Consider the following 24,841-nt stretch of genomic DNA (forward strand, 5'->3'; position numbering starts at 1 on the left):
TGACAATTGCAGTCCTTTTGCGATATTTGTTCGGCAGGTTGACGAATTTATTATGGCCGCGCTTGCGGGCTGTCAACAAGCAGTTTGAAATCGGCGGGCTTTCATGGAAAAAGCAGAACACCGATACAACGATGAAGACGGATCTGGCGGGGTAGCTAGACGATGGTATTGACCGAAAACGCGCCGCCCGTGCTGCGACAGATTTCCGTGCGCGCGGTTATGGACGTGCTGCTCCATGCCGGCCCCACGTCGCGGGCCGAACTTTCAAAGATCACCGGCCTTTCAAAGCAGACGATGTCAGAGGTCATCAGGGCGCTGGAGGAAGCTGGTTGGGTCCGAGAGAAGGGCGTCACGAGCGGGCGCATTGGCCGCACAGCCATCACCTATGAGGTCAATGGTGATGCCGGCTATGCTGTCGGTATCGACATGGGCGCGACGACGACACGCATCGTGCTCGGCAATATCGTCGGGAGTGTTGTCGGCGAAATCGAATATCCATCCGACCGTCGCGGCGGTTATCATCTGATTGACCAGGTTGAGGCGATGCTGTCGGACATGCTTGCAAAGATGGGCATTGCCAGGGAGTTCGTCCTCGTGGCGGCGATAGCAACGCCGGGGGTCGTCGATCCCGCCACGGGCGCGCTCTCGATGGCGCCGAACCTCGCCGATATCACCGATATCGATATTGGCAGGACGCTCAGCGAGAGGCTTGGCTGTCCCGTTGTCCTGGAAAACGACGTCAACGCCGCCGTCATCGGCGAGTCCTGGCAGGGATGCGCGACCGCAATCGATACTGTGGCCTTCATTTCACTCGGGACCGGCATCGGGCTTGGCGTGCTTCAGGACGGCAAGCTGATGCGCGGCGCGAACGGAGCGGGTGGCGAGATTTCCTATATGCCGTTTGGCGCCGATCCCTATACGAAGGACAGCCTTGAACGAGGCGCGCTGGAATGCGCGATAGCGGCCCGGGGAATTAGCGAGCTCTACGAGCGTTCCGGGGGCAAGAAGGATACCTCCGTCCGGGACATCCTGGCCCTTGCCGAAGAGAACGATCCTGTCGCCGTCGAGGTGATCGGGAAAGTCTCGGACATTGCTGCGCTGCTGGTCGTCTCGGTCAATGCGATCGTCGATCCGAAGATAGTCGTTCTCGGTGGCAGCATCGGCCGCCATCCTCTCATTGCCGAAGGCGTCCGGCGCGGGATTGTCAAGGCGAGCCGTCGTGCCATCGATGTCGAGGCAAGTGTTCTTGGCGGGCGGGCAACGCTGGTTGGGGCCCTCGCAATCGGGCTGAACCACGTTCACAACCTGCTTTTCTCTCCCCAGACCCTGCCGGAGCAGCGGCGCTTGCCGCCGCCGCCGCTTTGATTGTCACGTAGATCCGTGCAACGCGACAGCGGAGTGGCGGGGAAATGACGGTCCCACTACCGATGAAGCTGACATCGTAAAGGCTAGATAGCCGATAAGGATGACCGCCGGGAACCTGCGCCGGCGCGCTCCGTCATGGATGATTTATTGGAAATCCAATAATCGTGGCGACAGAAAATTACGTTCGTCATCTTGACGAACTAATTAGTTCCACGCAGACTGTAGGGAACATGAGGGAGGATATCCGACTGCCGGTGTGCTCGCGGCTGCCTTCGGAAGGAACATCAAAAGGAATGGATTCATGGCCGGTCTGAAGTTGAACGATGTCAGGAAGAGCTTCGGCCATCATTCGATTCTCCATGGTGTCGATCTCGATGTGGACGAGGGCGAATTCGTCGTTCTGGTCGGCCCTTCAGGATGCGGCAAGTCCACATTGCTTCGTTTGATCGCCGGCCTGGAAAGCGTGAGCGGCGGGAAGATCATTATCGGCGACGACGACGTGACGGCATCGCCGCCGGGGGATCGCGGGATCGCGATGGTGTTCCAGTCCTATGCATTGTATCCCCATATGACCGTTGCCAAGAATCTGTCCTTCGGCCTCGAAAACCTCACGATGAGCCGGGCCGAAATCGATCGGCGTGTGACGGAGGCGGCAAGAATGCTCGCCATCGAGCCGCTCCTCGACCGACGCCCGAAACAGCTCTCTGGCGGCCAGCGGCAACGCGTGGCGATCGGTCGCGCGATCGTCAGGAACCCCAAGCTCTTCCTGTTCGATGAACCGCTGTCCAATCTGGATGCTGCACTTCGCGTTCAGACACGCGGCGAGATCAGCCGTCTCCACAAGCGGCTCGGCGCCACCATGGTTTATGTGACGCATGATCAGGTTGAGGCCATGACGATGGCGGACCGCATCGTCGTCCTCAATGCCGGACATGTCGAGCAGGTCGGTACACCGTTGGAACTGTTCGAGGCCCCCGCCAATAAGTTTGTCGCCGGCTTCATCGGCTCGCCGCAGATGAACTTCTTCGATGGAGTGCTTGCCGGAGCCGGTCCGGGTCATGCTGTCGTCGACGTGCCGGGTTTCGGCCGCCTGGACATTCCGGCACAGCAGGGAGAGGCGAGCGTCGGCGAACCCGTGATCCTCGGCGTCCGGCCGAGCCATTTCGAACTCGCCAAGGGCAGTGGCGGCGACGGTTATCCGATCCGCTTCGAAGTCGATTACGCCGAAAGCATCGGCACGGACACCTATGTGTACGGCACGGTGGAGGGCAGTGGGACTGCAACGATCGTCCACCTGCCTGATCATGTCGCGATCAAGGATCGCGCAGTCCTGCAGCTTGTGGTCCGACCTGCACGCCTTCATCTCTTTCGAGCCCAGACCGGCAATTCCATCACAAAACCGCCTGTCGCCGCCGCGACTGTCGTGAGCGCCGGAAATGTCGAGGCCTGAAACGCCCCGCCGCTCATGAGGCTGTTGCGATGAGGCGATCCGTCAGGAGCAAAGCCTGCCGGTCTGCCGCCGACTGATCACACAATCCGGTTCGGTCTCGAAGTATCCGCACCAGCGTAGAGGGGTTTCCGACAGCATGCGGAAATCTTCGCCGGATTTCGGCCTCAATCGAGACCGAAGAAGCATCGTGAGAATTTAAATCGCAAGGATGCGGACGTGCGCATACTCCTGGTCGAAGATGATTACATTCTCGGCTCCTCGCTGAAACGTGCACTCGAGAAACACGCCTATGGCTTAGATTGGTTCCGCGATGCCGAGACGGCGCTCGACGCGCTGCGCGACAGCCAATTTGGATGCGTGATCCTCGACGTCAATCTTCCCAAGGCGAGCGGCTTTGATGTGGCCCGTTCGCTCAGGAGGGGAGGCAACGACGTTCCGATCCTGATGCTGACAGCGCTCGACAGCGTGCGCGACCGCGTCGCCGGCCTGGACGAAGGCGCGGACGATTACCTCGTCAAACCCTTCGACCTTGACGAACTGCTCGCCCGACTGCGTGCGCTGATCCGGCGACGGCAGGGCCGCACCGAAACAATCATTCGATGCGCCGACGTCGAGCTCGACCCTTCGGCCATGGTGGCCCGCCGAAATGGCGTACAGCTTCACATACCCGCCAAGGAGTTCCATCTCCTGCGGCTCCTCATGGAGCGGAGCGGACGTTACGTCACGAAGAACGATATCGAGTATGCGCTCTACGACACGGATGTTTCGGTTGAGAGCAACACGATAGAAGTAACGGTCTATAACCTGCGCAAGAAGCTCGGGACTGATTTCATCCGATCGATCCGCGGCGTCGGTTACATGGTCGAGCGGCAGCAGTGACACTTAGTCAACGCCTTTTTCTCCGCATTCTCCCGACGCTCATCATCACGATCGCCATCGTTGGGATCTTCGCCTATCGCAGCGCTACGCGCGAGATCGACAATATCTACGATGCGCAGTTGATCAATGACGCCAATGTACTCTGGTCGTTGATGAAGCATCCCCTCACAAGATTGACGGCGAGACCGACGGTGCAGGTCCCGGATCTTGATTTCACCATGGACAACCAGCTTGCTCTCAACGAGGACGCGGACGACTATGCCGACGCCCATTCGTTTCGCGCCTGGAGGGGGTTAGCGCTGGCCTTTGCCAGCAGCAACGCCTTTCCTGATGAGGTCAAGCGGTTCTCGGCCGGTTTCACCGATGTGACCTATCAGAACGAGCTCTGGCGGGTCTATGCTCTGCCGATCCCGAATAGTGACGTGACGATCGAGGTCGCCGAAAAGATCATCCTTCGGGAAGGCCTCGTCGATAACATCCTTCTCAATCTCGCCTTTCCGCTGCTCATTCTTGTGCCGGTCAGTGCGATCATCATCTGGCTCGCCATCAATAACGGGCTTGCCAATGTCCGGGAGCTGGTCTCGCAGATCCGTGCCCGTACGCCGGATGACCTGTCGATGATTGCCACGAAAGCCTTGCCGCGGGATCTGGCGCCGCTTGTCCACTCGCTCAACAATCTTTTGCGAAAGCTTGGCCGTTCGCTGACGATGGAGCGGCGTTTTTCCGATCTTGCGGCCCATCAATTGCGAACGCCGCAGGCCGGCATCAAATTGCTTTTGCAAATGTTCGATCGTGCCGATTCCGATGAGGAGCGCGCGGCCCTGCTGAAGGACCTCGTCGTCAGCAACGAGCGCGCCATGCATCTCATAGAGCAGTTGCTGCGGCTTGCACGCGTCAGCCATCAACCGGTGCAGCTGGAAGCGTTGCCGCTCCGCCAGATTGCGGCGGCAGCCCTGGCGGATTTCGGGGTCATCCTCAATCGCCGAGGTTTCCACGTTGGGCTCGTCGCAACCCAAGACCCGCAAGTCTTGACCGACCGTGCTCTGCTGCGTGTCATGATCGATAATGTCCTCGACAATGCGATCAAATATTCGCCCACCGGCGGTCGGATCGAGGTCCGCATCGAACCCGGCTCGCGCGGATTTCGGCTCTGCATCGAAGACAGCGGCCCCGGTATCCCGCTCGAGCAGCGGGAGGCAGCCTTCCAGCGGTTCAACCGCCTCGACGCGCAAGCCGGGGAGGGTGCGGGACTGGGATTGCCGATCGTCGCCGATATCGGCAACCGTCTCGACATCGGGATCAGCCTCAGCACGCCTGCCTGGGGATCCGGCCTGAAGGTGGACCTCGATATTCCTGCCGCATAAGCGGTCAATTCAGTTTCGCTTCATATTCGCCTCATCTCGCCTTCAGTTCGCGAGGCTAAATGCTTCTTCACAGTGAAGGAGCATGCGATGCAGGTGTTTTGCGATTTCGACGGGACCATATCCAAAGAGGACGTGACGGATCTCGTTCTGGACCGGTTTGCGCGCGCGGAGTGGCGCGAGATCGAAGATCAGTGGACCAATGGCAGGATCACATCCGCCCAGTGCATGCACCGCCAGATCCAGCTGCTTCAGGCAAGACGCGAAGATATCGACGCATTTCTGGACACGATCGAAATCGACAATGCCTTTGGGGCTTTCAGGGCCTTCTGTGAAAAGAACGGGCTCGAACTCGTTATCGTCAGCGACGGCGTCGATCATTTTATCAAGCGGGTCCTTGCCAGGCATGGTCTTGAAGACATTCGGATCATCGCAAACAGGCTGATTTCTCGCCCGCACGTCGGCATGCCAGAATTCGATTTGGGCTTTCCATTCAAGAGCGCGAGCTGCACTGCTGGTGCCGGCGTGTGCAAGTGCGCCCAGGTGAGGCCGTCCGGCAACCATGTCTATATCGGCGACGGCCGCAGCGACTTCTGCGTCTCCCACGAGGCACTGCTTGTCTTCGCCAAGGCCAGGCTTGCGGATTACTGCCGCACGAATTGCCTTCCTTTCATCCCCTATAGCGGCTTCGCCGAAATCCAGGCGAGTGTCGCAACCATCCTTTCCAGCCCGTCACGGCAGCCTGTTGTACAGGCCGTGGCAAAAACTGCGTGAGAAGAGGACTTCATGCGTTCCAACCTGAAACTTGCTGCCAATGTGCACCCCACCGCCTCTGAAGACGAGCTGCGACAGCTCGAAGAGAACTATTGCTCCCACGGCGATACGGTTCATTACTCGCAGAAGCCGAAATTCTTCGAAAGCTGCGATGGTTCATTCGTCTTTGACGCGGCCGAAACACCATTTCTCGATCTCCAGATGTGGTATTCCGCCGTCAATTTCGGCTATCGCAACGAGCGTTTGAACAATGCCGCGCATCGGCAGCTGGATCGGTTGCCGCAGGTTGCCTCGCAATATCTCCATCGCGAAAAGGTCGAGCTCGCAGCGCTGATCGCTCGGGATGCCGAACATAAATTCGGTTCGAAAGGTCGCGTTCACTTCAACGTCGGCGGCTCGCAGGCAGTCGAGGATTCCTTGAAGCTCGTTCGCAACTATACCGGCGGCAAGAGCCTGATGTTCGCCTTCGAGGGCGGATACCATGGGCGAACGCTCGGCGCGACGTCGATCACCTCGAGCTACCGCTATCGCCGGCGTTACGGCCATTTCGGGGAACGCGCCCAATTCATCGAATTCCCGTATCACTTTCGCGGACCGAAGGGCATGTCGAAGGAGGAATACGGGCACTATTGCGTCCAGAAATTCGCGCGGCTGTTTGAAAGTGAGTACAACGGTGTCTGGGATCCGAAGGCTGGAAAATCGGAATATGCCGCCTTCTACATCGAACCTATCCAGGGCACCGGCGGCTATGTCATCCCGCCGATGAATTTCTTCAAGGAGCTCAAGAAGGTCCTCGACGATCATGGCATCCTGCTTGTCGTCGACGAAATTCAGATGGGCGTCTATCGGACCGGAAAGCTCTGGTCGATCGAACATTTCGGCGTGTCACCGGATGTGCTCGTCTTCGGCAAGGCAATCACCAATGGTCTCAACCCGCTTTCGGGCATCTGGGCCAAAGAAGAGATGATCAACCCGACGATCTTCCCGCCGGGCTCCACGCATTCGACCTTCGCCAGCAACCCGATGGGCACGGCCGTCGCTCTCGAAACGCTGAAGATGGTGTCTGAAACCGACTTCGGCGCGAGTGTGATGGAAAAAGGCGCACACTTCCTCGAAGGCCTGAAGGAGCTGCAGTCGCGGCATCCTATCGTCGGCGATGTCGACGGCCTCGGCCTTGCCCTTCGGATGGAAATCTGCGGGCCTGACGGGTTCACTCCCGACAAGGCGACGCTCGACTGGATGTCCGACGAAGGCATGAAGGGTGATCTTGCGGTCGATGGCAGGAAATATGGATTGGTGCTCGACGTTGGCGGATACCACAAGAACGTCATCACCCTTGCGCCGAACCTGATGATCAGCCGCGAGGAGATCGAGCTTGCTATCTCGCTGCTCGACCAGCTTCTGACGCGCGCCGAGCGGAGATAGGACCTTGCAGCTCCTCCTTCTCCATCTTGATGATGCGTTGGAGTTGCAGCCAGACTTCGTGCATTCCTGCCAGATGGCCGGGGCGCACGAGGTCGACGACAAGGATAGCGGCCGCGCCATCAGGCTGTGGGGGCGCCGGCCGGACCTTGATACCGTCTGGCGCAACCTGGCGAAGGCCCGGCCCTCAACCGGTGAAGGCGCCCGCCTTTGTTTTATGGGATCGGGCGACTTCCATCATGTGACGGCTCTTCTTCTGTCACAGGCCCTCGAGAATAGCCGCAAAGCCGTCACCGTCATCCATATCGACAATCACCCCGACTGGGTGCATTTCGATCCCGGCATGCATTGCGGTTCGTGGGTCAACAAGGCGCTCGAACAGCCCCTGGTCAAAAAGGTGATAACGCTCGGCGTTTGCAGCCACGACCTCAGGTCACCGGAGCGCAAGGGCGCCAATCTGGTGCCGCTAGCCGACGGACGCCTTGAACTTTATCCCTATAAGCATCCGCCGAGCAAAGTGAAATCGCATTACGGTTCCGGCCCGAGTTTCAGCCAGATCGACGGAGCCCTGCACTGGCAATCGATATCGGAACTCGGCGAGAGCAATTTCCTCGACCGGCTTCTCGGCCGCATCCAAACCGAAGCGGTCTACGTCACGATCGACAAGGATGCTCTCTCCGATGCCGATGCCGTGACCAATTGGGATCAGGGCCGTATGCGGCTACCCTATGTCCTTTGGCTGCTCAGCGAGATCGGTGAACGGTACCATCTCATCGGAGCGGACGTGACCGGCGATTATTCGACGCCGTATTACGGCGGCGATCTCTACACGCGGACGATCAAGAAGGCAGAGGTGCTGATCGACCAGCCCTTCCGTCATCACGACATGAAGGCTGCCCGCAACATCAACAGTGCGGCAAACCACGCGCTGCTCGAAGTCCTGTCGGAGCTTATGGCATGACGACGGGACTGACAGCATGGACGTTCGCCATCATTGCCTTTTGCGTTCTTGCAGAAACCGGGCGTGAGTTGTGCTTCAAGCACGGCGCTGCAAGTGCGCTGCTCGAAACCCTGCAGAAACCGGTCATCTGGCTCGGGATCGTGTTCTGGGCGGTCGAACTGGTGATGTGGACGCGCGTGCTGGAACAGGTGGCGTTGTCGGTGGCCTTTCCACTGATGGCGCTGAGCTATGCGGCGATCGCTTTTGCAGGCGCCGTCATCTTCAAGGAAACCATCAACCTTCGCCACGCTCTCGGCATCGTCCTGGTGACGGCCGGCGTGGTCTGTGTCGGAGCGACGGGACTATGAAAATCTTCGCGCACACGAAATGGGATGTCATGCCGGTGCTTGCCGCGACAGCGCATCTGGCATTCAACATCTATCTGATTGCCGGCTTCTCAAGCCGGCCACTCTGGCTGTCGGCTGTGCTCGGCGCGGTCTATGCCGTGTCGATATCGTGGAACATCAACAGCATCTCGCACAACTTCATCCACACGCCGTATTTCAAGCCGAAGTGGATGAACTATGCATTCAGCCTGCTCGAATCCGTAACGATCGGCTTTTCGCAGGTCTATTATCACTGGGTGCATATGCGCCATCATTCCGGCAACAGCGACCGTCCCAATGAAAACGGCGAGACGGTCGACCTCCTGTCGATCTACAAGCACGGCAAGAACGGCGAGCCGGAAAACGTCTTCTCCTACACGTTTCTCAGCTTCTTCCGCGATGATCTCGGCGACATCCATCGGGCGATTGCGAAGAAAAGGCCGTTCGACGCGAGATGGGGGCGCATTGAACTCGTATCGTTCTTCGCCTTTGTCTTCCTCGCTCTTATCTATGACTGGAGAGCGACGTTCTTTTTCCTGCCGTTTTATTATTTGGGGAACTGCCTGTCCTCCCTCAACGGCTATTATGAGCATCTGAATGGCGACCCCGATGTTCCAATCGCCTGGGGTGTCAGCAGCCATAACGGCTTCTATAACTGGCTCTGGTTCGGTAACGGCTATCACGCCGAGCATCACTACCGCCCTAAGATGCACTGGACGAAGCTCAGTACCTTTCATGAGCAGATCAAGCAGGAGCAGGATGCGGCAGGCACGCATGTGATCAGCACCTGCCACGCGCTGGGTTTCATGGCGAAGGAGAACCGCCGGCAGGGAGAATTCCCGCATGTCGGCTGACAGTCTCTCCTTCTTTCTCGAGGGCACGAACGGCAAGGGCGTCATCCTTGTTCATGGGCTGACGGGCGCGCCGGCAGAAATGCGGCTTGTGGCAAGGCAATTCCATCGCCGCGGCTTCAGCGTCTATGCTCCTCTGCTGGCCGGCCACGGCGAAAACGAAGCGACGCTCCGCCGCTCGCGCTGGGAGGACTGGCTCGACAGCGTCGAAGCCGCGGCTGGCTGGCTCAGCGAACGCAGCGACACGGTCTTTGCCGCCGGAATATGCGTTGGCGGCAAACTGGCGATGATGGCAGCCGATCGTAATCCCCTGTCGATCCGCGCCGTCGCTGTCTATTCGCCCTGTTTCCACTACGATGGATGGGACGTGCCCCGCTATTATTCGCTGTTTTCGCCACACATTCGCTGGATCTCGCTTATCCCATTCATCGACCGGCTGAATTTTCGGGAGACGACATCCCTCGGCATCAAGGACGAGCGCATGCGCCGCATGGTGGCCGGAATGACGGGCGAGGGCATGCTCGAAACCTTTCCGGGGCGTGGCCTGATCGAAATGCATGAGCTTGGCCGGACGCTGAAAGCCCRGCTTCCCGAGATCAAGACACCGACCTTGATCCTCCATTCGCGCGAAGACGATCTCAGTGGCCCCTCGCATGCCCTGTATATCGCATCGCACATCGGCGGGCGGCGGGAACTGCGCTGGCTCGACGACAGCTATCACATGATCCATCTCGATCGGCAGCACAGGCGGGTAGCTGACATGACGGCGGAATTCTTCGAGGCAGAATATGCAGCAGCAAGCGCTTAAAGTGCGGTCACCTGAAACGCAGGTCTCAAGCGATCCGACATCGGCAGTTGCGATGATCGTCCCGAGCATTCGCATGCTCGACCGCGATGCCTGGGATGCCTGCTTCCCTGGGGAGATCGAGACCTACGACTATCTGCTTGCGGTCGAGGAAGCCGGTATCGACGGATTCGAGTGGCGCTATGCAATCATGCGCGAAGGCGACAAGATTGTCGCGGCCATGCCGGCATTCCTTTGCCGCTATTCCCTTGAGACGACCCTGGAAGCTGGCAGGTTCCGGAGAACGGTGGAAGGTATCCGCCGCATCTTCAGCGGGTTCCTGACGCTCCGTCTTGCTTGCCTTGGCTCGCCCTGCACGGAGACTGCCTCCATCGGCTTTCATCCTGATATCGCGCAAGCCCGCCGGCCAAAGCTCTTTGCCGAACTTCTCGATGCTTTCGAGGCGCATGCGCGCATGGAGGGCTGCTCGCTTACAGCGCTTAAGGATCTGCCCCACCCCATCCCGTCAGGCCTGGAGCCGGTCCTGGCGGCAAGAGGGTACGCCGAGATTGGTGGACTGCCGACGGCATGTCTGGACATCGGATTCGACACGATCGACGCCTATTTCGCCGCACTGTCCTCGGCGACCCGCAAGGATATGCGGCGGAAACTGCGGAGCCGGCAGGAGGTACGGATCGAGTATCGCAAGGATTTCGATGATCTTCTGCCGCGCGTTATGCAGCTCTATCGCGAGACGCGCGAGCGGAGCGGATTACAGTTCGAGGAACTGACGCCGGCCTATTTTGATGGTGTGCTGAAAGGCATGCCGGGGAGGTCCTTCTGCGCGATGTATTTTGTGGGGGACGAACTGCTTGCTGCCAATTTGCTGATCCATGACAAGGACAGGTTGATCGACAAATTCTTCTGCATGGATGGTCAGAAGGGCAGGTCCCACAACCTCTATTACCTCAGTTGGTGCACCAATCTCGAATACTGTCTCAATCACGGGATTGGCCGCTATCAGAGCGGGCAGGCCTACTATCGCAACAAGGTTCGGCTCGGAAGCCGCTTGACGGCAAATGCGATGTATTTTCGCCATTCCAATCCACTGCTGCAATTCGCTCTCAAAATGATGTCGCCGCTGTTTGCGGCCGATGATGGCGGTGAGGTGACGGCGTGAGAGCGTTGCGGCCGATCTGGCTGATGGTGCCGCTTCTAAACATGGCGCAACAGATATTGCTGAAGCAGAGCGCTATCGATGCAGATAGAGCCGGCGGAACCTGGCTGGTCGACATTTTGTCGTCACACTGGTTCCTGGCGGCGATTGTCGCTGAGATTGTCTGCTTTGCCATCTGGATGACCGTTCTCTCCGAGCTCGATCTCAGCAAGGCCTTCCCGCTCTCGGCCATCAGCTATGTCCTCATCATGGGCGTTGCCTGGATGGTCTTTGACGAGCCATTGCCGCTGCTTCGGCTCGCAGGCAGCCTTCTGATCCTGGCCGGCGTCTGGCTGATCGCAACAGCGTCGAGACCTGCCGGCTGAGCGGTTGAGCTGCGGAATTCAGAAGCTGACGCTGAACGCCTTGGCGAGGGAGATGCCGATTACATTCTGATTCTCGCTGCCGAGCTTCGATGTGATCGGGCTGTCGGCAGCATCTCCCGTGAGGCGATCGAAGCGATCATAAATCTGCAGCGTTATGGTCGGGGTCACATCATAGGCGGCGGAGACCGTGAAGCCTACCGACTTCAAGCCGCCCTTGGCATCGAAGGAGGATAGAGAGCCATTCTGCAATGCTTCACTTGACGAAATACCGAAATACTCTCGCATATAGGCGCCGTTGCCGAACGAGGCGCGGGGGCCTGCAGAGAGCAGCCATCTGTCACCGAGCCGCTGGAACCAATCGGCGCCGATATCGATGACGAGACCGCTGCCGTTCGAGATGGCCTGCCGGATTTCGGAGCGGAATCGAAGCTGATTGGGGATCGCCCAATATTGTGCAAAAACACCGGCATCGATGTCCCAATCCACCGAGTGGATGCCTTTCAAGCGGCTATCATCGGATTGCGAACGGCTGTCGCGAATGCCGACCACAGGACCCGCTTCGAAGCGGCCGAGATCGATAAGGCCATAATCGATATTGTCGTCCGGCGCGCTATTCTCGTCCGGCTCGTCGAAGCGCCTGATGTCGAAAGAGGGCAATGCGCTGAAGCCATCATGCTTCGAGCCCGGAAATTTGGGCCCATACTCGACGCTCGCGCCCAAAGTCACGATCCAGGTGCCGGAATCGGACTGGTTGGATGCGTCTTTCTGGTCAGCGGCAGTCGCCAGTGACGCGGTTGACAGCACCCCCAAGGCCGCAGAAAAAAGCGTAAGCCTCTTGGCTTTCGTTCTCAACGAGATTGATCTCCGGGTAAAGCATCGCCCCCAAGGCGCCATTACGTCATCGAAAATGGCCGGCAATGCGGGGCTAGTCAAGGTTGCCTGGTCGATGGGAGGCTGGGTTCGCGTTCACAATGCGACTCCCGTGTCATCGGTGCAACAGGAGGTGCCATGCCGAGGATAGATCGGTTTGGCTTCCCGGGTTCATCAACCAGCGGAGAAATATTTCTTATTGACCTCGCAAAAGGCGGGAAACTTGATGTCAGCATGACCAAATGCAGGTTGCAGGTCGCTGAATTGTGTCGTTTTCGCATCACTTTCTACAAGGTTGTAAAAAGCCGGTTGGCAACGGCGAATTGGTTCGCTACAAGACGCTAGCCGCTTCAGATCGAACATAGGGAGGCATTGCATGACACCAGCATTCATCCAAACCTTCCCGCGTGGAATGTCCCGACACTAGGTCATATCCATTCGCGGTCCGCCTTGAGCGCTCGCGACATGCGGTTTTCTCTTTCTCCATAGCCCGATTGATCTGACGGGATCATTTCGTCTCCCGCTCGGGCTGTGCCATCCAACTCTCGATTTTGAGGAACCGGTTGCCGAAACACGGGCCGGGCTGGTTAAAATGACTCGCAAGAAGCTCGATTTCCGCGCCGACGCGTATCGCCACGTGCTCGGCTTTGTCTTTCATCATTGGAGCCATCGGCCGGCATTGGTCGGCATCATCGTAGTGCTGGTGATATCAAGCACGCTTGCTGAAGTCATGGTGCCGGTGTTTTCCGGCCAGATCGTCGATGCCATTGCAGCCGGCAATGAGGCTGATCGCGCCCTGCGCGCCTTTGTTATCGTCGTGGCTCTGGGCCTGACGAGCGTGGCCCTGCGGTGGTTCATCTTCAATGGCATTATCCGGCTGACGCTGCGCATTATGGCGGATGTCGTCAATAACGGCTTCCATAAGGTGCAGCGGTTCTCGACCGACTGGCACGCCAACAGCTTCGCCGGCTCGACGGTGCGCAAGATTACCCGCGGGATGTGGGCGCTCGACTCGCTCAATGACCTGCTGCTGATAGCCCTGTTGCCGTCCATCGTCATGCTTGCCGGTGCCAGTATCGTTCTCGGAAGCTACTGGCCGGTCATGGGCCTCATCGTGATTGTCGGGTCGGTGATCTATATCGGTGTGACCGTGGCGCTTTCCATGGGTTTTGTCTCGCCTGCTGCAAGGCTTGCCAATGCCTGGGATACCAAGCTGGGCGGCGCGCTGGCGGATGCCATCAGTTGCAACTCGGTGGTCAAGGCATTCGGCGCCGAGAGCCGCGAAGAGACGCGGCTGGGTCATGTGCTGGCCAAATGGGACAGCCGCACGCGGCGGACATGGAAGCGCGGCACGTCGAGCGGCACGATCCAGGGCTTCATGATGGTTTTCATGCAGGCGGGTATTTTGGGAACGGGCCTGGTCATGTGGCAGCGGGGATTGGCGACGCCCGGCGATATCACCTTCGTGCTGGCGATGTTCTTCGTCCTGCAGGGCTATCTGCGAAATGTCGGCCAGGACATCCGCAATCTGCAACGGGCCGTCAACGACATGGAAGAACTGGTGCTGCTCGACAAGATGCCGCTCGGCATCGAGGACAAGCCGCATGCCGTGCCGATCGAGATTGGCAGGGGCGAGATCGTCTTCGATCGCGTCACCTTCCAATATGGCGCTCATCCCAATCCGCTTTATGAGGACTTTTCGGTCACCATCAAGCCGGGCGAGCGTGTGGGACTGGTGGGGCATTCGGGCTCGGGCAAGACGACATTCGTCAAGCTCATCCAGCGCCTCCATGACGTGAAATCCGGTTCGATCCGCATCGACGGGCAGGATATCGCTGAGGTCAGGCAGGCGAGCCTGCGCGGCCAGATCGCCATCGTGCAACAGGAGCCCATCCTGTTCCACCGCACTTTGGCGGAAAACATCGCTTATAGTCGCCCGAACGCATCGCGGCGTGAAATCGAGCAGGCGGCGAAACAGGCCAATGCGCACGACTTCATCATCGGCCTTCCCAAGGGCTATGAGACGATGGTGGGGGAACGTGGTGTCAAGCTATCGGGCGGGGAGCGGCAGCGTGTTGCCATCGCCCGGGCCTTCCTTGCTGATGCGCCGGTGCTGATCCTGGACGAGGCGACGTCGAGCCTCGACAGCGAGAGCGAGGTACAGATCCAGCAGGCCATGGAGCGCCTGATGGACGGCCGCACGACGCTGGTGATCGCACATCGGTTGTCCACTGTGCGGGCGCTGGACCGGCTGCTGGTCTTCGACAAAGGCAAGATTGTCGAAGAGGGCGACCACCAGGCTCTGATCCGGCTCAACGAGGGCATCTATCGCCGGTTATTCGAGCGGCAGGCGCTGGAGCTGACCAAGGGTCTGGTGGCCTGACGGAAACCACAGGCGGCGGCGCAATCGGGGCCGCTAATCCACTGTTGTCTCAGGAAGCTCTCTTGCCGGGTGTGCACCCGGCAAGAGACAAAATCGTACAAGACGCGAGCCAGTGGCTATTCCGTGCCTAAGCGCCGATGTTGCTGCACGATGTCGCCCGATGTCCTGCCGGCAATTGACCCAACTATTCTGTGGACCGGATAGGTCCGATGCATTCAAAGTTCTGTCGTTCTACCAATTGGGGGAGGGGAGCCGTCAACGATGAAGCAGATTTACACGACTCTGGGGCCAAAGCGTCGCGAAGAACTCGGGATGATTCTCCCGCACGAGCATGTGTTCGTCGATCTTAGAACACCTGACCAGCCCGGCTATGGCGAGGCGGGGATAGCCGAAGTTGTGGCACTTATGGTCCCACAGATTGAGGCGATCAGAAGACAAGGCGTTACGCTGCTCGTCGAGTGCACGACGGGTGGTGTCGGAAGACGTGCTGACATTGATCTTGCTGTGTCGAAGGCCGCCGACTTCCCGATCGTCGTTCCGACCGGCAACTATCGGGAACCATGGATACCCGCCTGGATCGCCGAGGCCAGTGAGAGTGATCTCGAACAGTGGATGGTAAGCGAGCTTACCGAGGGAATGGAGGACACCGGTGTACTGGCGGGGTGGATCAAGCTCAGCGCAGGCGACGATGGGATTACGCCGCTCGAAGCCCGTATCCTGCGCGCAGCGGCAAGAGCGTCCGTGCGGACCAATGCGGTCATCGGCTCGCATACGATCCGGGGACGCGTTGTGATGGATCAGTTGGACATTCTTCAGTCAGAGGGCTGCGCAGCGGAGCGCTTCATATCCATTCACACCCAGGAGGAAAAAGACTTCGGGCTTCACCGGGCACTGGTGGAGCGCGGTGCGTGGATCGAATACGATCATGTGGGAAGGGCTCCAGACCAAGAACTGGTAGCAATGATAATGCGCGCCCTTGAAACCGGGCTGGGCGAGCAACTGCTCATAAGCCACGATCTCGGCTGGTATGATCCCGCGCAGCCCGGTGGTGGAATCCCGCGACCGTACACGCACCTTGTCGAGAACCTGCTGCCAGCGCTCACAATCGCAGGCGTAAGCCAGGATGCGATCCGCCAACTCACCGAAATCAATCCCTTCGAGGCATTCGCGCGCTGAAGGAAGGCGCAGTTCTTGCTTCTGGACGCCGTTGCGGTCCAATGAGGGACAGGGGTTTTCTTCCTGCCCGACGGATCAGCGTGTCTCTGCTGACCGGGATCATCAGGCATTTGGCGTGCCCGGTGAAGGCTGTCGTCTCAATGCCTCGCTCCCGCGCAAGCGGCGATCACGGGTGCTACGGGTCGTGGTGAGAACATGTGACAAGATGTGAGCAAGATCCCTGAATTGTGGCAGGCGTTCGCCAATTTCGATGAACACATATGGTTCGTGGCTACACAGAGCCGCCTTTTTAGGAACACCACCATGTCTGTATTTCGCAAAATCGCCTTAACAGGTCTTATCTCCCTGACCCTCGCAGTTGGCTCCATCGCAACGCCCGCATTTGCTCACGGTGGAGGCGGAGGCCACGGAGGCGGAGGCCACGAGGGAGGGGGGCACATGGGAGGGGAGCACATGGGAGCGGAGCACATGGGGGGATTCGGTATGGGCCATTTCGACAGGGAAGGAAACCGCGGTGCGTTTTTCGCCCACGACCGCTTTAGGGATCGCGGACCGTTCTTCCTGGGTAGCAACGACGACTATGATCGCTGCTATTGGCAATGGGACGCCGAGCACCCCGGGCGTCCGTTCAGGACCGAGGTATGCTACTAGTCGATGCGAAACGTAAGGTCCTTCTGACCAGCCGATGACTGGCACGAACCAAAACCAGCAGTCCACCGTGCTTGGCACTCCAGCTCAAACCTTGCCGCAGCGTTCTTCCTATAGTGCTGCGGCAACGGCGATCGGCGGAGTCTAGGACAAGTGTGTCGTGCGCCTCGAAGCGTGCGGCATCCCTTACAGGTTCGCGGTGACACCAATGTGTCCGTCCACGGCTCTCCGAACTCAATCCATTTCTCTGGCGCGGTGCAACGACGGCCGTGCTTTTCAAGCGATATAAGGTCCAATCGATGTCAATGCGAAATAGCCTCAATCCCGGACATCATGTCGTCGATATCGACGGAATTCAGCAAAGCTTTCATGTCGCGGGCCAGGGGCCGGTGATGGTCGTTCACCCTGGCGGGCCAGGGATCCACTGGCAATATCTTCGCATGGGTTTTTTGGAGCACCATTTTACCATGGTCTACCTTGAGCCGATCGGCACCGGTGGCTCCGGCCGGTTGGCGGAGCACCCCCATGGCTATACCGTCGAACGCTTCGCCAAACAGCTTGGCAGGTTCCTCGAAACACTCGACCTTTCAAACGTCGTGCTTCTTGGTCATTCCCACGGAGGCTTCGTCGTCCAGCAATATACGATCGAGCACCCGGATCGCGTATCGGCGATGATCCTGTATTCCTCGTCGGCCGTGACAGGGAGTGATTTCATGGTGGCGGCAGCAGACGGTGTTCGGAGTTTTGCTGATCGCCACCAGGTGGAGGGGCGGGCGGTGCTGAGAGCGTGGCAGTCGGTTCCGAAAATGTCGAGCGACGAAGACTATACCGAGATCATGCGCGACCTGCTTCCCGCCTATTTTGCCGACGATGTCCACGAGAAGCTTGATCTCGGAGTATTCCGCTTGCGAATAAAGGCGACAATTCTCATCGGCAACAATGAGCCGTTTGACGTCCGCTCAAGACTTCAGGACCTTTCCGTACCGGCGCTTGTTCTGGTCGGAGCTCACGATTTCATATGCGGTCCGAAATGGGCAAGAACCCTTGATGACAGCTGCTCGAATTCGGAGCTGGTGCACTTCTCCCAAAGCGGTCATTTCGCGCACTTGGAACAGCCGGAAGAATTCTTGAACGCCGTCCTCGCATTTTCTGAAGCTCCCAGGCTGATCCCGTGATGAAGTTGTGCCTGATCTGCTCTGTCAGCGCGAGAAGATTCATTCAAAAGTAGCTCTCGGAAATTATAGACATCGGCATCCCGGTTATTTTTCGGTTTGACGATGGATCTTGCTACAGTTCTTCTTCTTCACAAGTGCTCGTTCATAGTCGGCGCCATCTGCTGTTTCTACGTCAGGTGGCGCTCCAGAGAGCCAGGTCTCGATTTTCTGGCGATCGGCGACGGCCTTCTTGCCGTTGCATCCACGCTTGCCGGGGTCGGAGAACAAGGCATACTGCCATATGAGATCTGGACGCTGGCAAGTTTTTCCATCGGTGTCACAGGTTATGCGTTGATGACGACGGGACTAATCCAGTTGAGCCGTCGCGGGCGAAAGCGTTCGGATTGCCTTCTGGTCGGGTTCGCCCTCATCTTGTCCGTCGTTGTTGGTTTTATGCATTGGTATGCGGATAACCAAACGCGCGCCGCAATATTCAATGCGAACACCGCGGCTTTCCTTGGCATCTCCTGTGTTGTCATCTTGCGGGATTTCTTCCTCGACCGGCTCCCGGCGAGATTGGGTCTGCTTGCGTCACTCGCCGCTGCCATGGGCTTTTCGACGCTGGTCACTGTCGGAATGATCTTTCCGCAGTATGGGCCGGTCGAACCCCGCTATGCGTTTTTCATGCTCATCATTTGCCATTTCTCCGTCGCGCTTTTCGTGGTTGTCCTGGTGCAGGAACGCGCAGAAACTCAGCTCAGACGTCTGGCAAATACCGACGCGCTGACGGGAATCCCAAACCGGCAGCACTTCCTGGCATCCCTTCCGAGCGAGCTCAGGGACGGTGACGCCTTCATCATGATAGACATCGACCACTTCAAGAGCATCAACGATCGCTACGGCCATGAGACGGGGGATGTGGTTCTCGTCGGCGTAGCGCAAGCCATCGCCAATACCGCTGGACGCAACGTCACGTTCGGCCGCCTTGGCGGCGAGGAATTCGCGCTGTTTCTGCGCGGTCAAACCGAAGATGCCGCCGCTGCAGAGGCGGATCAAATCCGCAGGGCGGTCAACGGCTTGGCATTTGCGGCCGGTGCGGAAACGATAGTGCCGACTGTGAGCGCAGGCGTCGCCATCTGGAGAGGCGATTGCGATCCAAAGAAGCTGCGGGATCGAGCAGACCAGGCGCTCTACCTCGCGAAGCGAGGCGGCCGTGACAGGGTCGAGATATATGCAGATCCGGCAAGCATGGAAGAATGCTCTTCAAGCGCGGCAACAGCCGCAGACCAGCATTCGACCGAACCCGGGCATCCCCGTCCGGGGGAGCTTGCCGCCTAGCTGCAATTGTCAGTCAAGCCGGCTCAGTCAGCCCCCGCTCCCGTGTGCGTGTCTATCACTGGATATAGACTCACGTTCAAGCAAGCTGAATGGGGTCGGGCATTCGATGCATCGACACGATTATGTCGTCAGCGATAACAAGGTGCGCCTGACAACCCTTCGATCGCGCAGCTATCCCGGAGACGCCAATGCTCGCCAAGCGCCGCGCCCTCTCCGGTCATTCGGGCGGGCGTCACAGCATGCGCGAAAGGATGTCGTTGCCCTTGCTCCGATTGAAGGGGCGATGCTTCAGGACCGGTGTGAGCCAGAAGCCGATGTGGCAGCTGCAACGTCTTGGGGCGCGCATCGTCTTTGGGCAGAAGCTCCGGCACCTAGTTCGAAAGAAGACGGCGCCGTCGGCTGGCAGTCTCAGAAAAGAACGAGCGACAGCAAGGACAAGATCAGTGCCGGAAACATGACGACAGTTCCGAGCTTGAGAAACTGCCACGCACCGATGTGAAGTCCCTCACGACGAAGGACGGTCAACCACAATATTGTTGCCAGCGATCCTGTCACGGAAAGGTTAGGACCGAGATCGACTGCGATCAGCACCGCTCCGGCAATCTTGTCTGAGACATGCGCTGCCTGCACAGCGCTTCCCGCAACCAGGCCTGCCGGGAGATTGTTGACGAGGTTGCAGACAACCGCAACAACCACGCCCGCAATGCCGGCCGCCCGTGTTTCCGATGTCGCCGCGAGCAGGGCCAATTGATCTGAGAGCATGGTTGTCAGACCGGTACGATCCAGCGCCTCCACGACGACGAACAGGCCTGCGACCAGAGGCAGGACGCTCCAGCTTACACCCTTGAAGGTCTCGATCGGGCTTTGCCGGGTCAGTGCCAGCACCAGCACGGTGGTAATCGTGCCGGCGAGAAAAGTCAGCATACCCAAATCGATGTGCATAGCTGATGCCACGATGAGAATGACGGCCGTCAGGACAATTCCCCACCCGGCCAGCCGAGCGCTCGCGGAAAGGGTCGGCCGTGGCACGTTTTCAGCAACGCTGTCCTGGGCAAGCGCCTGGCGCTGAGTCCAGTAAAGGCAGCCGAATGTGACAACGATCGAAACGATCGATGGAAGCATGAATGTCGACAACCAGCGCGCCAGGGGCGGCATTTCGCCACCCGCAAAGATCACCAGATTGGCGGGATTGGAGATAGGAAGGACAAAGCTCGCGGCATTGGCGATGAAGGCGCATATCAGCAGATAGGGCATCGGGTCCCGGACGCGGGCAGCCCGGCAGGCCGCGCAGACGGCTGGGGTAAGGACGACGGCCGTCGCATCATTTGAGAGAAAGACCGTCACGACAATGCCGACCAGATAGACAAGCACGAACAGGCGTCGGGAGGAGCCACGGGAGAGCGTTGTGGCGATCGCCGCAATCCAGTCGAACAGCCCTTCCCGGCGGGCGAGTTCCGACAGGAGCATCATGCCGATCAGAAAAAGATATACGTCGCTGCCTTTTAAGACGCCCGTGATGACGTCCTGTGGTCCGATCAGGCGAAAGGCAAAGAGCAGCAAGGCACCGAACATGGCCCATACCGCTTCCGGCCATCGAAACGGACGAACGACCACGCCCATGGCGGTCAGGCCGGCAATGCTCCAGGTAATGGCGTGTTCTGTCATTCAGTCGCTGTTTTCAGTTGACGGGCCGGCTTTTATCAGCCGAGACGGCAGGCGCAAGAGAATTATCTCGGCGGTCCTTTGCGTGAGCCAACCGCGAACGCCGAGCAAGAAGCCGATTTCAGTTGAAGATCGAACCTTGGATATCACCCGACAGATGCGATCATTTCACTGAGGATTCGACCGATAGCCGTTTCGGGGAGGCCAAGGTCGCGAACACTGCTCATGTGATTGGAGCCTTCGAGCCTTTCGCTGGTGACCGACAGCCCTTGCTGTCGCAGGCGCAATGAAAAGGCGTCCGCCTGCTGATGAAACGGCGGCGTTTCTTCAGCGCCGACCGCGATAATGGCGCGACAGCCCTGGTCAAAGGAGTGCAGCATCGGCGAAAGGTCGGCAACCTCTCCGTCGGTAATGGCGATTTCTGAGTGCAGAAATGATGATTGCAGGGGCTTCAGGTCGTAAAGGCCGCCCAGCAGGAGGGCTGCCGACACGCCCGAGAAAGCCTCCTGTCGATGAAACAGGAAGCTCGCAAGATGCGCACCGGCAGAATGACCGCTGACCGTGAAGCGCGAGGCGTCGCCGCCATGGCTCGCGATGTGTTGGAGTACCCATTGCTTTGCTCGCCGAACCTGATCGACGAGCACCTCCATCCTCACATGCGGCATGAGGGCGTAATCGACAATGATCGCGATTGCCCCTGTGCCGGCAATGGTGTCGGCGACATAGGAGTAGTCACGCTTGGAAAACATCCGCCAGTAGCCGCCGTGGATGAACATGTGCACCGGTCGTCGGTCGCTTATACCGTCGGGGTAGAAGACGTCCACGGTTTCACTCCCGCCTTCTCCGTAAGCGATTTCCCGCATACGCAGCCTTGCACGCGTCGAAGCACTCCTTGCCTTGATCTCCGACACGATGGCGTCGAATTCCGGCACATGTCCCCGTATGCGGAACGGATCGGTTTCCAAATATTCTTCCTCTCAGCCGTCAGAAACTCGCAGCGATATACTTGGCTTCCATAAATTCGGCGATGCCGTGATGCTGCCCGCCCTCACGGCCGAGACCGCTCTGCTTGACGCCGCCAAACGGTGCTGCCGGATCGGAAACCAGACCCCGGTTGAGCGCGATCATGCCTGATTCCAGAGCGGAGGAAACGCGCAATCCCCGTGCTATGTCGCGTGTGAAGACGTAAGCGGCAAGACCGTATTCGGTGTCGTTGGCGCGCCCGATTACCTCGTCCTCGGTCTCGAACCTGTAAAGAGGCGCAACCGGTCCGAAGATTTCCTCATGCGCCATCTCGACCCCGTCGGGCATGTCCACGAGAACTGTCGGCGGGTAGAAGTAACCCGGCCCGGCGGAGGGCTCACCGCCGCAGGTGACGCGGGCGCCCTTTGCTTTCGCATCAACGACGAGGCGGTCGATCTTCTCCACGGCTTTCGTCGTGATCATCGGCCCGCATTCGGTAAGGGCATCGACGCCCGGACCGACGTTGAGAGCAGACATCCTTTTGGCCAGCCCCTCCGCGAAGGACTGGTAGATCCCCGACTGGACATAGAGACGGTTTGCTGCGGTGCAGGCTTCGCCCGCATTGCGCATCTTGGCAACCATCGCGCCGTCGAGTGCCGCCTCCAGATCGGCGTCGTCGAAAACGATGAATGGAGCATTGCCGCCGAGTTCCATGGAACATGAGACGACATGCTTGGCCGCTTCGGTGAGAAGCAGGCGGCCAACGCCTGTCGAGCCCGTGAACGAAAGTTTTCTGACGCGCGGATCCGCGAGAATGGCAGCGCTGAACGGGGCTGGAGTGCTCGTCGTCAGAACGTTGACGACGCCTGCCGGTACGCCGGCCTCCTCATAGATCGAGGCCAGCGCATAGGCCGTCAGCGGCGTCTCGCTTGCCGGCTTCAGAATGACGGTGCAACCAGCGGCGAGGGCCGGAGCGATCTTTCGCGTCGCCATCGCAGCCGGGAAATTCCATGGCGTGATCAGCAGGCAGATGCCGATCGGCTGGTAATCGACAATGATGCGGTTGGCGCCCGACGGAGCGATGCCGAATTCTCCCGTAATGCGGACGGCTTCTTCCGCATTCCAGCGGAAGAACTCGGCGGCATAGGCGACCTCGCCGCGGGCGTCGCGTAGCGCCTTGCCATTCTCCAGGGAGATCAAGGTGGCAAGCATTTCGGAACGCTCGATCATCAGTTCGAAACAGCGTCGCAAGATCTCCGAACGCTTGCGCGGCGGCGTCGACCGCCAGCCCGGCGCAGCCCGGGATGCGGCCTCTATGCCTGCCTGCGCATCCTCGACAGTGGCATCCGCAACAGCCGCAAGAAGCGCCCCGGTCGAGGGGTCGGTCACATCGATCTTGCGCCCGCTTTTCGATTGCCGCCAATTCCCATCGATATAGAGGCCGCGGGCCGTGGCCCCAATGTCTGGCAGGTGGCGGTCGGCCTGTGGCATTTGCTGGGCAATAGTCATTTTGGTCCTCGAATGTTTAGAGGGCAGCGGCGGCAAGATCGCCGTCATAGGCTGCACGAACGAGACGCTTCATGGCGTCGATGTCGAAAGGCCTCGGGTTATTCTTGATCAATCTGTCGATGCTGAGCGCCTGTTCGGCGGTCCAGTCGAGCTTGTCGGCGGTAAGTCCGAGATCGGCCAGTGTCGGTGTGATGCCGATGGCTTGAAAAAGCCTGCGGATCTCCTCGATGGCTGCGTCGGCCATTTCCTGCTTCGTCTTGCTCATTGAATCCAGACCGAGCGCTTGCCCGATCTCCGCCATTTCGGTCATTGAGGCGGAGCGGTTATAGTTCATGACGTAGGGCATCATCGTCGCGACGCCAAGCCCATGGGCCGTATGGGTCAATGCGCCCGCGGGATACTGGATGGCATGCGCCGCTGCGGTACCGGCCGTACCGAATGCGCAGCCGGCAGCCAGCGCACCCATCATTACGTCGGCGCGAGCATCTTCGTTCGATCCGTCCTTGCAAGCCGTTTCCAGGCTGCGTCCCAGGAGCTTGATGGCGAGGAGCGCGAAATAGTCTGTAAGTTCACTCTTACCGATGAAGACATGATTCTGTGGCAACAAGGGGTCGGCGCCGCGCCGGGCGGCCGTGAATGCCTCGATCGCATGCGTCAACGCGTCCGCGCCCGCGACAGCGGTCAGGCCCGGCGGGCAGGACATTGTCAGCTCCGGATCGCAGATAGCCGCTGCGGCAATGAGATAAGGGCTCGATATGCCGACTTTCAGCGTCCGATCCGGGTCGGAGATGACGGCAACCGGCGTCACCTCCGAGCCGGTACCCGCCGTGGTCGGCACAGCGATGATGGGCATTGTCGGACCGGGAACCTTGAACTCGCCATAGTATTCCGAGAGGCTGCCGCCATGGCTCAAAAGCAGGGCGGCGCATTTCGCCATGTCGAGGCAACTCCCCCCGCCTATCCCTATCACCATGTCGGGCTCGAAGCTCCGCGCCTCCTCAACGCATAGCGCAACGGTGTCGCGCGGGACATCCGGCAGGACCCGGTCATGGACCAGTGTCTCGATCGATGCCGCGTTCAATGCGGCCACAAGCTCGGCGAAAACGGAAGTCCCTGCGAAGCGCTCATCCGTGCAGATCAGCGCCTTTTGGCCAAGCCTCCTGGCGACGGATGGCAGCGCAAACCGTTGGCCCTTGCCGAACAGGATTTCTTTCGGGAGCCGGATAGCCGCAAAGAGGGTCATTGTACTGGCCCTTTCACCAGTTGGGGAATGAAGAAAAACCTCGAGGAAGCGTCGCAAAATTGGCGCGAGATTTCCTTCGCGCTTATCCAAATGACCTTCATGAAACCTCCGATATAAAATCCTATAGGATATGGGATTGCA

The 24,841-nt window shown here is 59.1% G+C and carries 22 protein-coding genes; 16 read left to right on the top strand and 6 right to left on the bottom strand.

The annotated features are described in order from the left end of the window. Positions 1-162: 162 nt before the first annotated feature. From AC1DF8_RS12670 to AC1DF8_RS12725, 12 genes are all read left to right on the top strand, one after another. Positions 163-1,365 (top strand): ROK family protein, encoded by a 1,203-nt coding sequence (locus AC1DF8_RS12670; protein WP_478153792.1) that lies wholly within the window; start codon positions 163-165, stop codon positions 1,363-1,365. Between the two features lie 301 nt (positions 1,366-1,666). Then, positions 1,667-2,815 carry an ABC transporter ATP-binding protein gene (locus AC1DF8_RS12675; protein WP_478153793.1) on the top strand — a complete coding sequence of 383 codons (1,149 nt, stop codon included), beginning with the start codon at positions 1,667-1,669 and terminating at the stop codon, positions 2,813-2,815. A gap of 216 nt (positions 2,816-3,031) precedes the next feature. Beyond that, the gene (locus AC1DF8_RS12680) at positions 3,032-3,694 is read left to right on the top strand and encodes a response regulator transcription factor (protein WP_112542573.1); all 663 of its coding nucleotides are present in this window, start codon (positions 3,032-3,034) and stop codon (positions 3,692-3,694) included. Beyond that, complete coding sequence (locus AC1DF8_RS12685) at positions 3,691-5,058, top strand: sensor histidine kinase (RefSeq protein ID WP_478153794.1); 1,368 nt, start codon at positions 3,691-3,693, stop codon at positions 5,056-5,058. The genes AC1DF8_RS12680 and AC1DF8_RS12685 overlap by 4 nt, the downstream gene beginning before the upstream one ends. An 87-nt stretch (positions 5,059-5,145) precedes the next feature. Then, positions 5,146-5,829: an MtnX-like HAD-IB family phosphatase gene (locus AC1DF8_RS12690; RefSeq protein WP_478153795.1), complete on the top strand. Its 684-nt coding sequence runs from the start codon at positions 5,146-5,148 to the stop codon at positions 5,827-5,829. Positions 5,830-5,841: 12 nt separating this feature from the next. Then, positions 5,842-7,254 carry an aspartate aminotransferase family protein gene (locus tag AC1DF8_RS12695; RefSeq protein ID WP_183848756.1) on the top strand — a complete coding sequence of 471 codons (1,413 nt, stop codon included), beginning with the start codon at positions 5,842-5,844 and terminating at the stop codon, positions 7,252-7,254. A 4-nt stretch (positions 7,255-7,258) separates the two neighbouring features. Further along, the gene (locus tag AC1DF8_RS12700; protein ID WP_112542570.1) at positions 7,259-8,212 is read left to right on the top strand and encodes an arginase family protein; all 954 of its coding nucleotides are present in this window, start codon (positions 7,259-7,261) and stop codon (positions 8,210-8,212) included. Beyond that, positions 8,209-8,559: a DMT family transporter gene (locus AC1DF8_RS12705; RefSeq protein WP_112542569.1), complete on the top strand. Its 351-nt coding sequence runs from the start codon at positions 8,209-8,211 to the stop codon at positions 8,557-8,559. The genes AC1DF8_RS12700 and AC1DF8_RS12705 overlap by 4 nt, the downstream gene beginning before the upstream one ends. Continuing rightward, positions 8,556-9,431: a fatty acid desaturase family protein gene (locus AC1DF8_RS12710; RefSeq protein WP_478153796.1), complete on the top strand. Its 876-nt coding sequence runs from the start codon at positions 8,556-8,558 to the stop codon at positions 9,429-9,431. The genes AC1DF8_RS12705 and AC1DF8_RS12710 overlap by 4 nt, the downstream gene beginning before the upstream one ends. After that, the gene (locus AC1DF8_RS12715; protein WP_478153797.1) at positions 9,421-10,236 is read left to right on the top strand and encodes an alpha/beta hydrolase; all 816 of its coding nucleotides are present in this window, start codon (positions 9,421-9,423) and stop codon (positions 10,234-10,236) included. The genes AC1DF8_RS12710 and AC1DF8_RS12715 overlap by 11 nt, the downstream gene beginning before the upstream one ends. Then, on the top strand, positions 10,217-11,392 hold the full coding sequence (locus AC1DF8_RS12720) for a GNAT family N-acetyltransferase (protein WP_478153798.1): 1,176 nt from the start codon (positions 10,217-10,219) through the stop codon (positions 11,390-11,392). The genes AC1DF8_RS12715 and AC1DF8_RS12720 overlap by 20 nt, the downstream gene beginning before the upstream one ends. 5 nt (positions 11,393-11,397) lie before the next feature. Beyond that, positions 11,398-11,754 (top strand): EamA family transporter, encoded by a 357-nt coding sequence (locus tag AC1DF8_RS12725; RefSeq protein WP_478153905.1) that lies wholly within the window; start codon positions 11,398-11,400, stop codon positions 11,752-11,754. 18 nt (positions 11,755-11,772) lie between these two features. Here AC1DF8_RS12725 and AC1DF8_RS12730 read toward each other — a convergent pair whose 3' ends face one another. Both AC1DF8_RS12730 and AC1DF8_RS12735 read right to left on the bottom strand, forming a co-directional pair. Then, entirely contained in the window at positions 11,773-12,606 is an 834-nt protein-coding gene (locus AC1DF8_RS12730) for a MipA/OmpV family protein (protein ID WP_112542565.1), read from the bottom strand. Between the two features lie 192 nt (positions 12,607-12,798). Then, entirely contained in the window at positions 12,799-13,017 is a 219-nt protein-coding gene (locus AC1DF8_RS12735; protein WP_162710013.1) for a hypothetical protein, read from the bottom strand. A gap of 199 nt (positions 13,018-13,216) precedes the next feature. On the opposite strand from AC1DF8_RS12735, the gene AC1DF8_RS12740 reads away from it, so the two are divergent. The 4 genes from AC1DF8_RS12740 (at position 13,217) to AC1DF8_RS12755 (ending at position 19,323) form a co-directional block, all read left to right on the top strand. Next, positions 13,217-15,007 (top strand): ABC transporter ATP-binding protein, encoded by a 1,791-nt coding sequence (locus AC1DF8_RS12740; RefSeq protein WP_113116504.1) that lies wholly within the window; start codon positions 13,217-13,219, stop codon positions 15,005-15,007. Between the two features lie 261 nt (positions 15,008-15,268). Then, positions 15,269-16,183, top strand: a complete 915-nt coding sequence (locus AC1DF8_RS12745) for a phosphotriesterase family protein (RefSeq protein WP_478153799.1) — start codon at positions 15,269-15,271, stop codon at positions 16,181-16,183. Between the two features lie 947 nt (positions 16,184-17,130). Then, complete coding sequence (locus AC1DF8_RS12750; RefSeq protein WP_478153800.1) at positions 17,131-18,006, top strand: alpha/beta fold hydrolase; 876 nt, start codon at positions 17,131-17,133, stop codon at positions 18,004-18,006. 102 nt (positions 18,007-18,108) lie between these two features. Continuing rightward, positions 18,109-19,323, top strand: a complete 1,215-nt coding sequence (locus tag AC1DF8_RS12755; RefSeq protein WP_478153801.1) for a GGDEF domain-containing protein — start codon at positions 18,109-18,111, stop codon at positions 19,321-19,323. A gap of 408 nt (positions 19,324-19,731) precedes the next feature. Here AC1DF8_RS12755 and AC1DF8_RS12760 read toward each other — a convergent pair whose 3' ends face one another. The 4 genes from AC1DF8_RS12760 to AC1DF8_RS12775 all read right to left on the bottom strand — a co-directional run bounded on the left by AC1DF8_RS12760 (position 19,732) and on the right by AC1DF8_RS12775 (position 24,700). After that, positions 19,732-20,988: an arsenic transporter gene (locus tag AC1DF8_RS12760; RefSeq protein WP_478153802.1), complete on the bottom strand. Its 1,257-nt coding sequence runs from the start codon at positions 20,986-20,988 to the stop codon at positions 19,732-19,734. A 143-nt stretch (positions 20,989-21,131) separates the two neighbouring features. Continuing rightward, a complete protein-coding gene (locus tag AC1DF8_RS12765) occupies positions 21,132-21,950 on the bottom strand; it encodes an alpha/beta hydrolase (protein ID WP_478153803.1) in 819 nt (272 codons plus the stop codon). Positions 21,951-21,969: 19 nt separating this feature from the next. Beyond that, a complete protein-coding gene (locus AC1DF8_RS12770; protein ID WP_478153906.1) occupies positions 21,970-23,439 on the bottom strand; it encodes an NAD-dependent succinate-semialdehyde dehydrogenase in 1,470 nt (489 codons plus the stop codon). A 34-nt stretch (positions 23,440-23,473) separates the two neighbouring features. Then, positions 23,474-24,700 carry an iron-containing alcohol dehydrogenase gene (locus tag AC1DF8_RS12775; RefSeq protein ID WP_478153804.1) on the bottom strand — a complete coding sequence of 409 codons (1,227 nt, stop codon included), beginning with the start codon at positions 24,698-24,700 and terminating at the stop codon, positions 23,474-23,476. Positions 24,701-24,841: the final 141 nt, after the last annotated feature.

This window comes from Rhizobium sp. 05N49 (assembly GCF_056396805.1).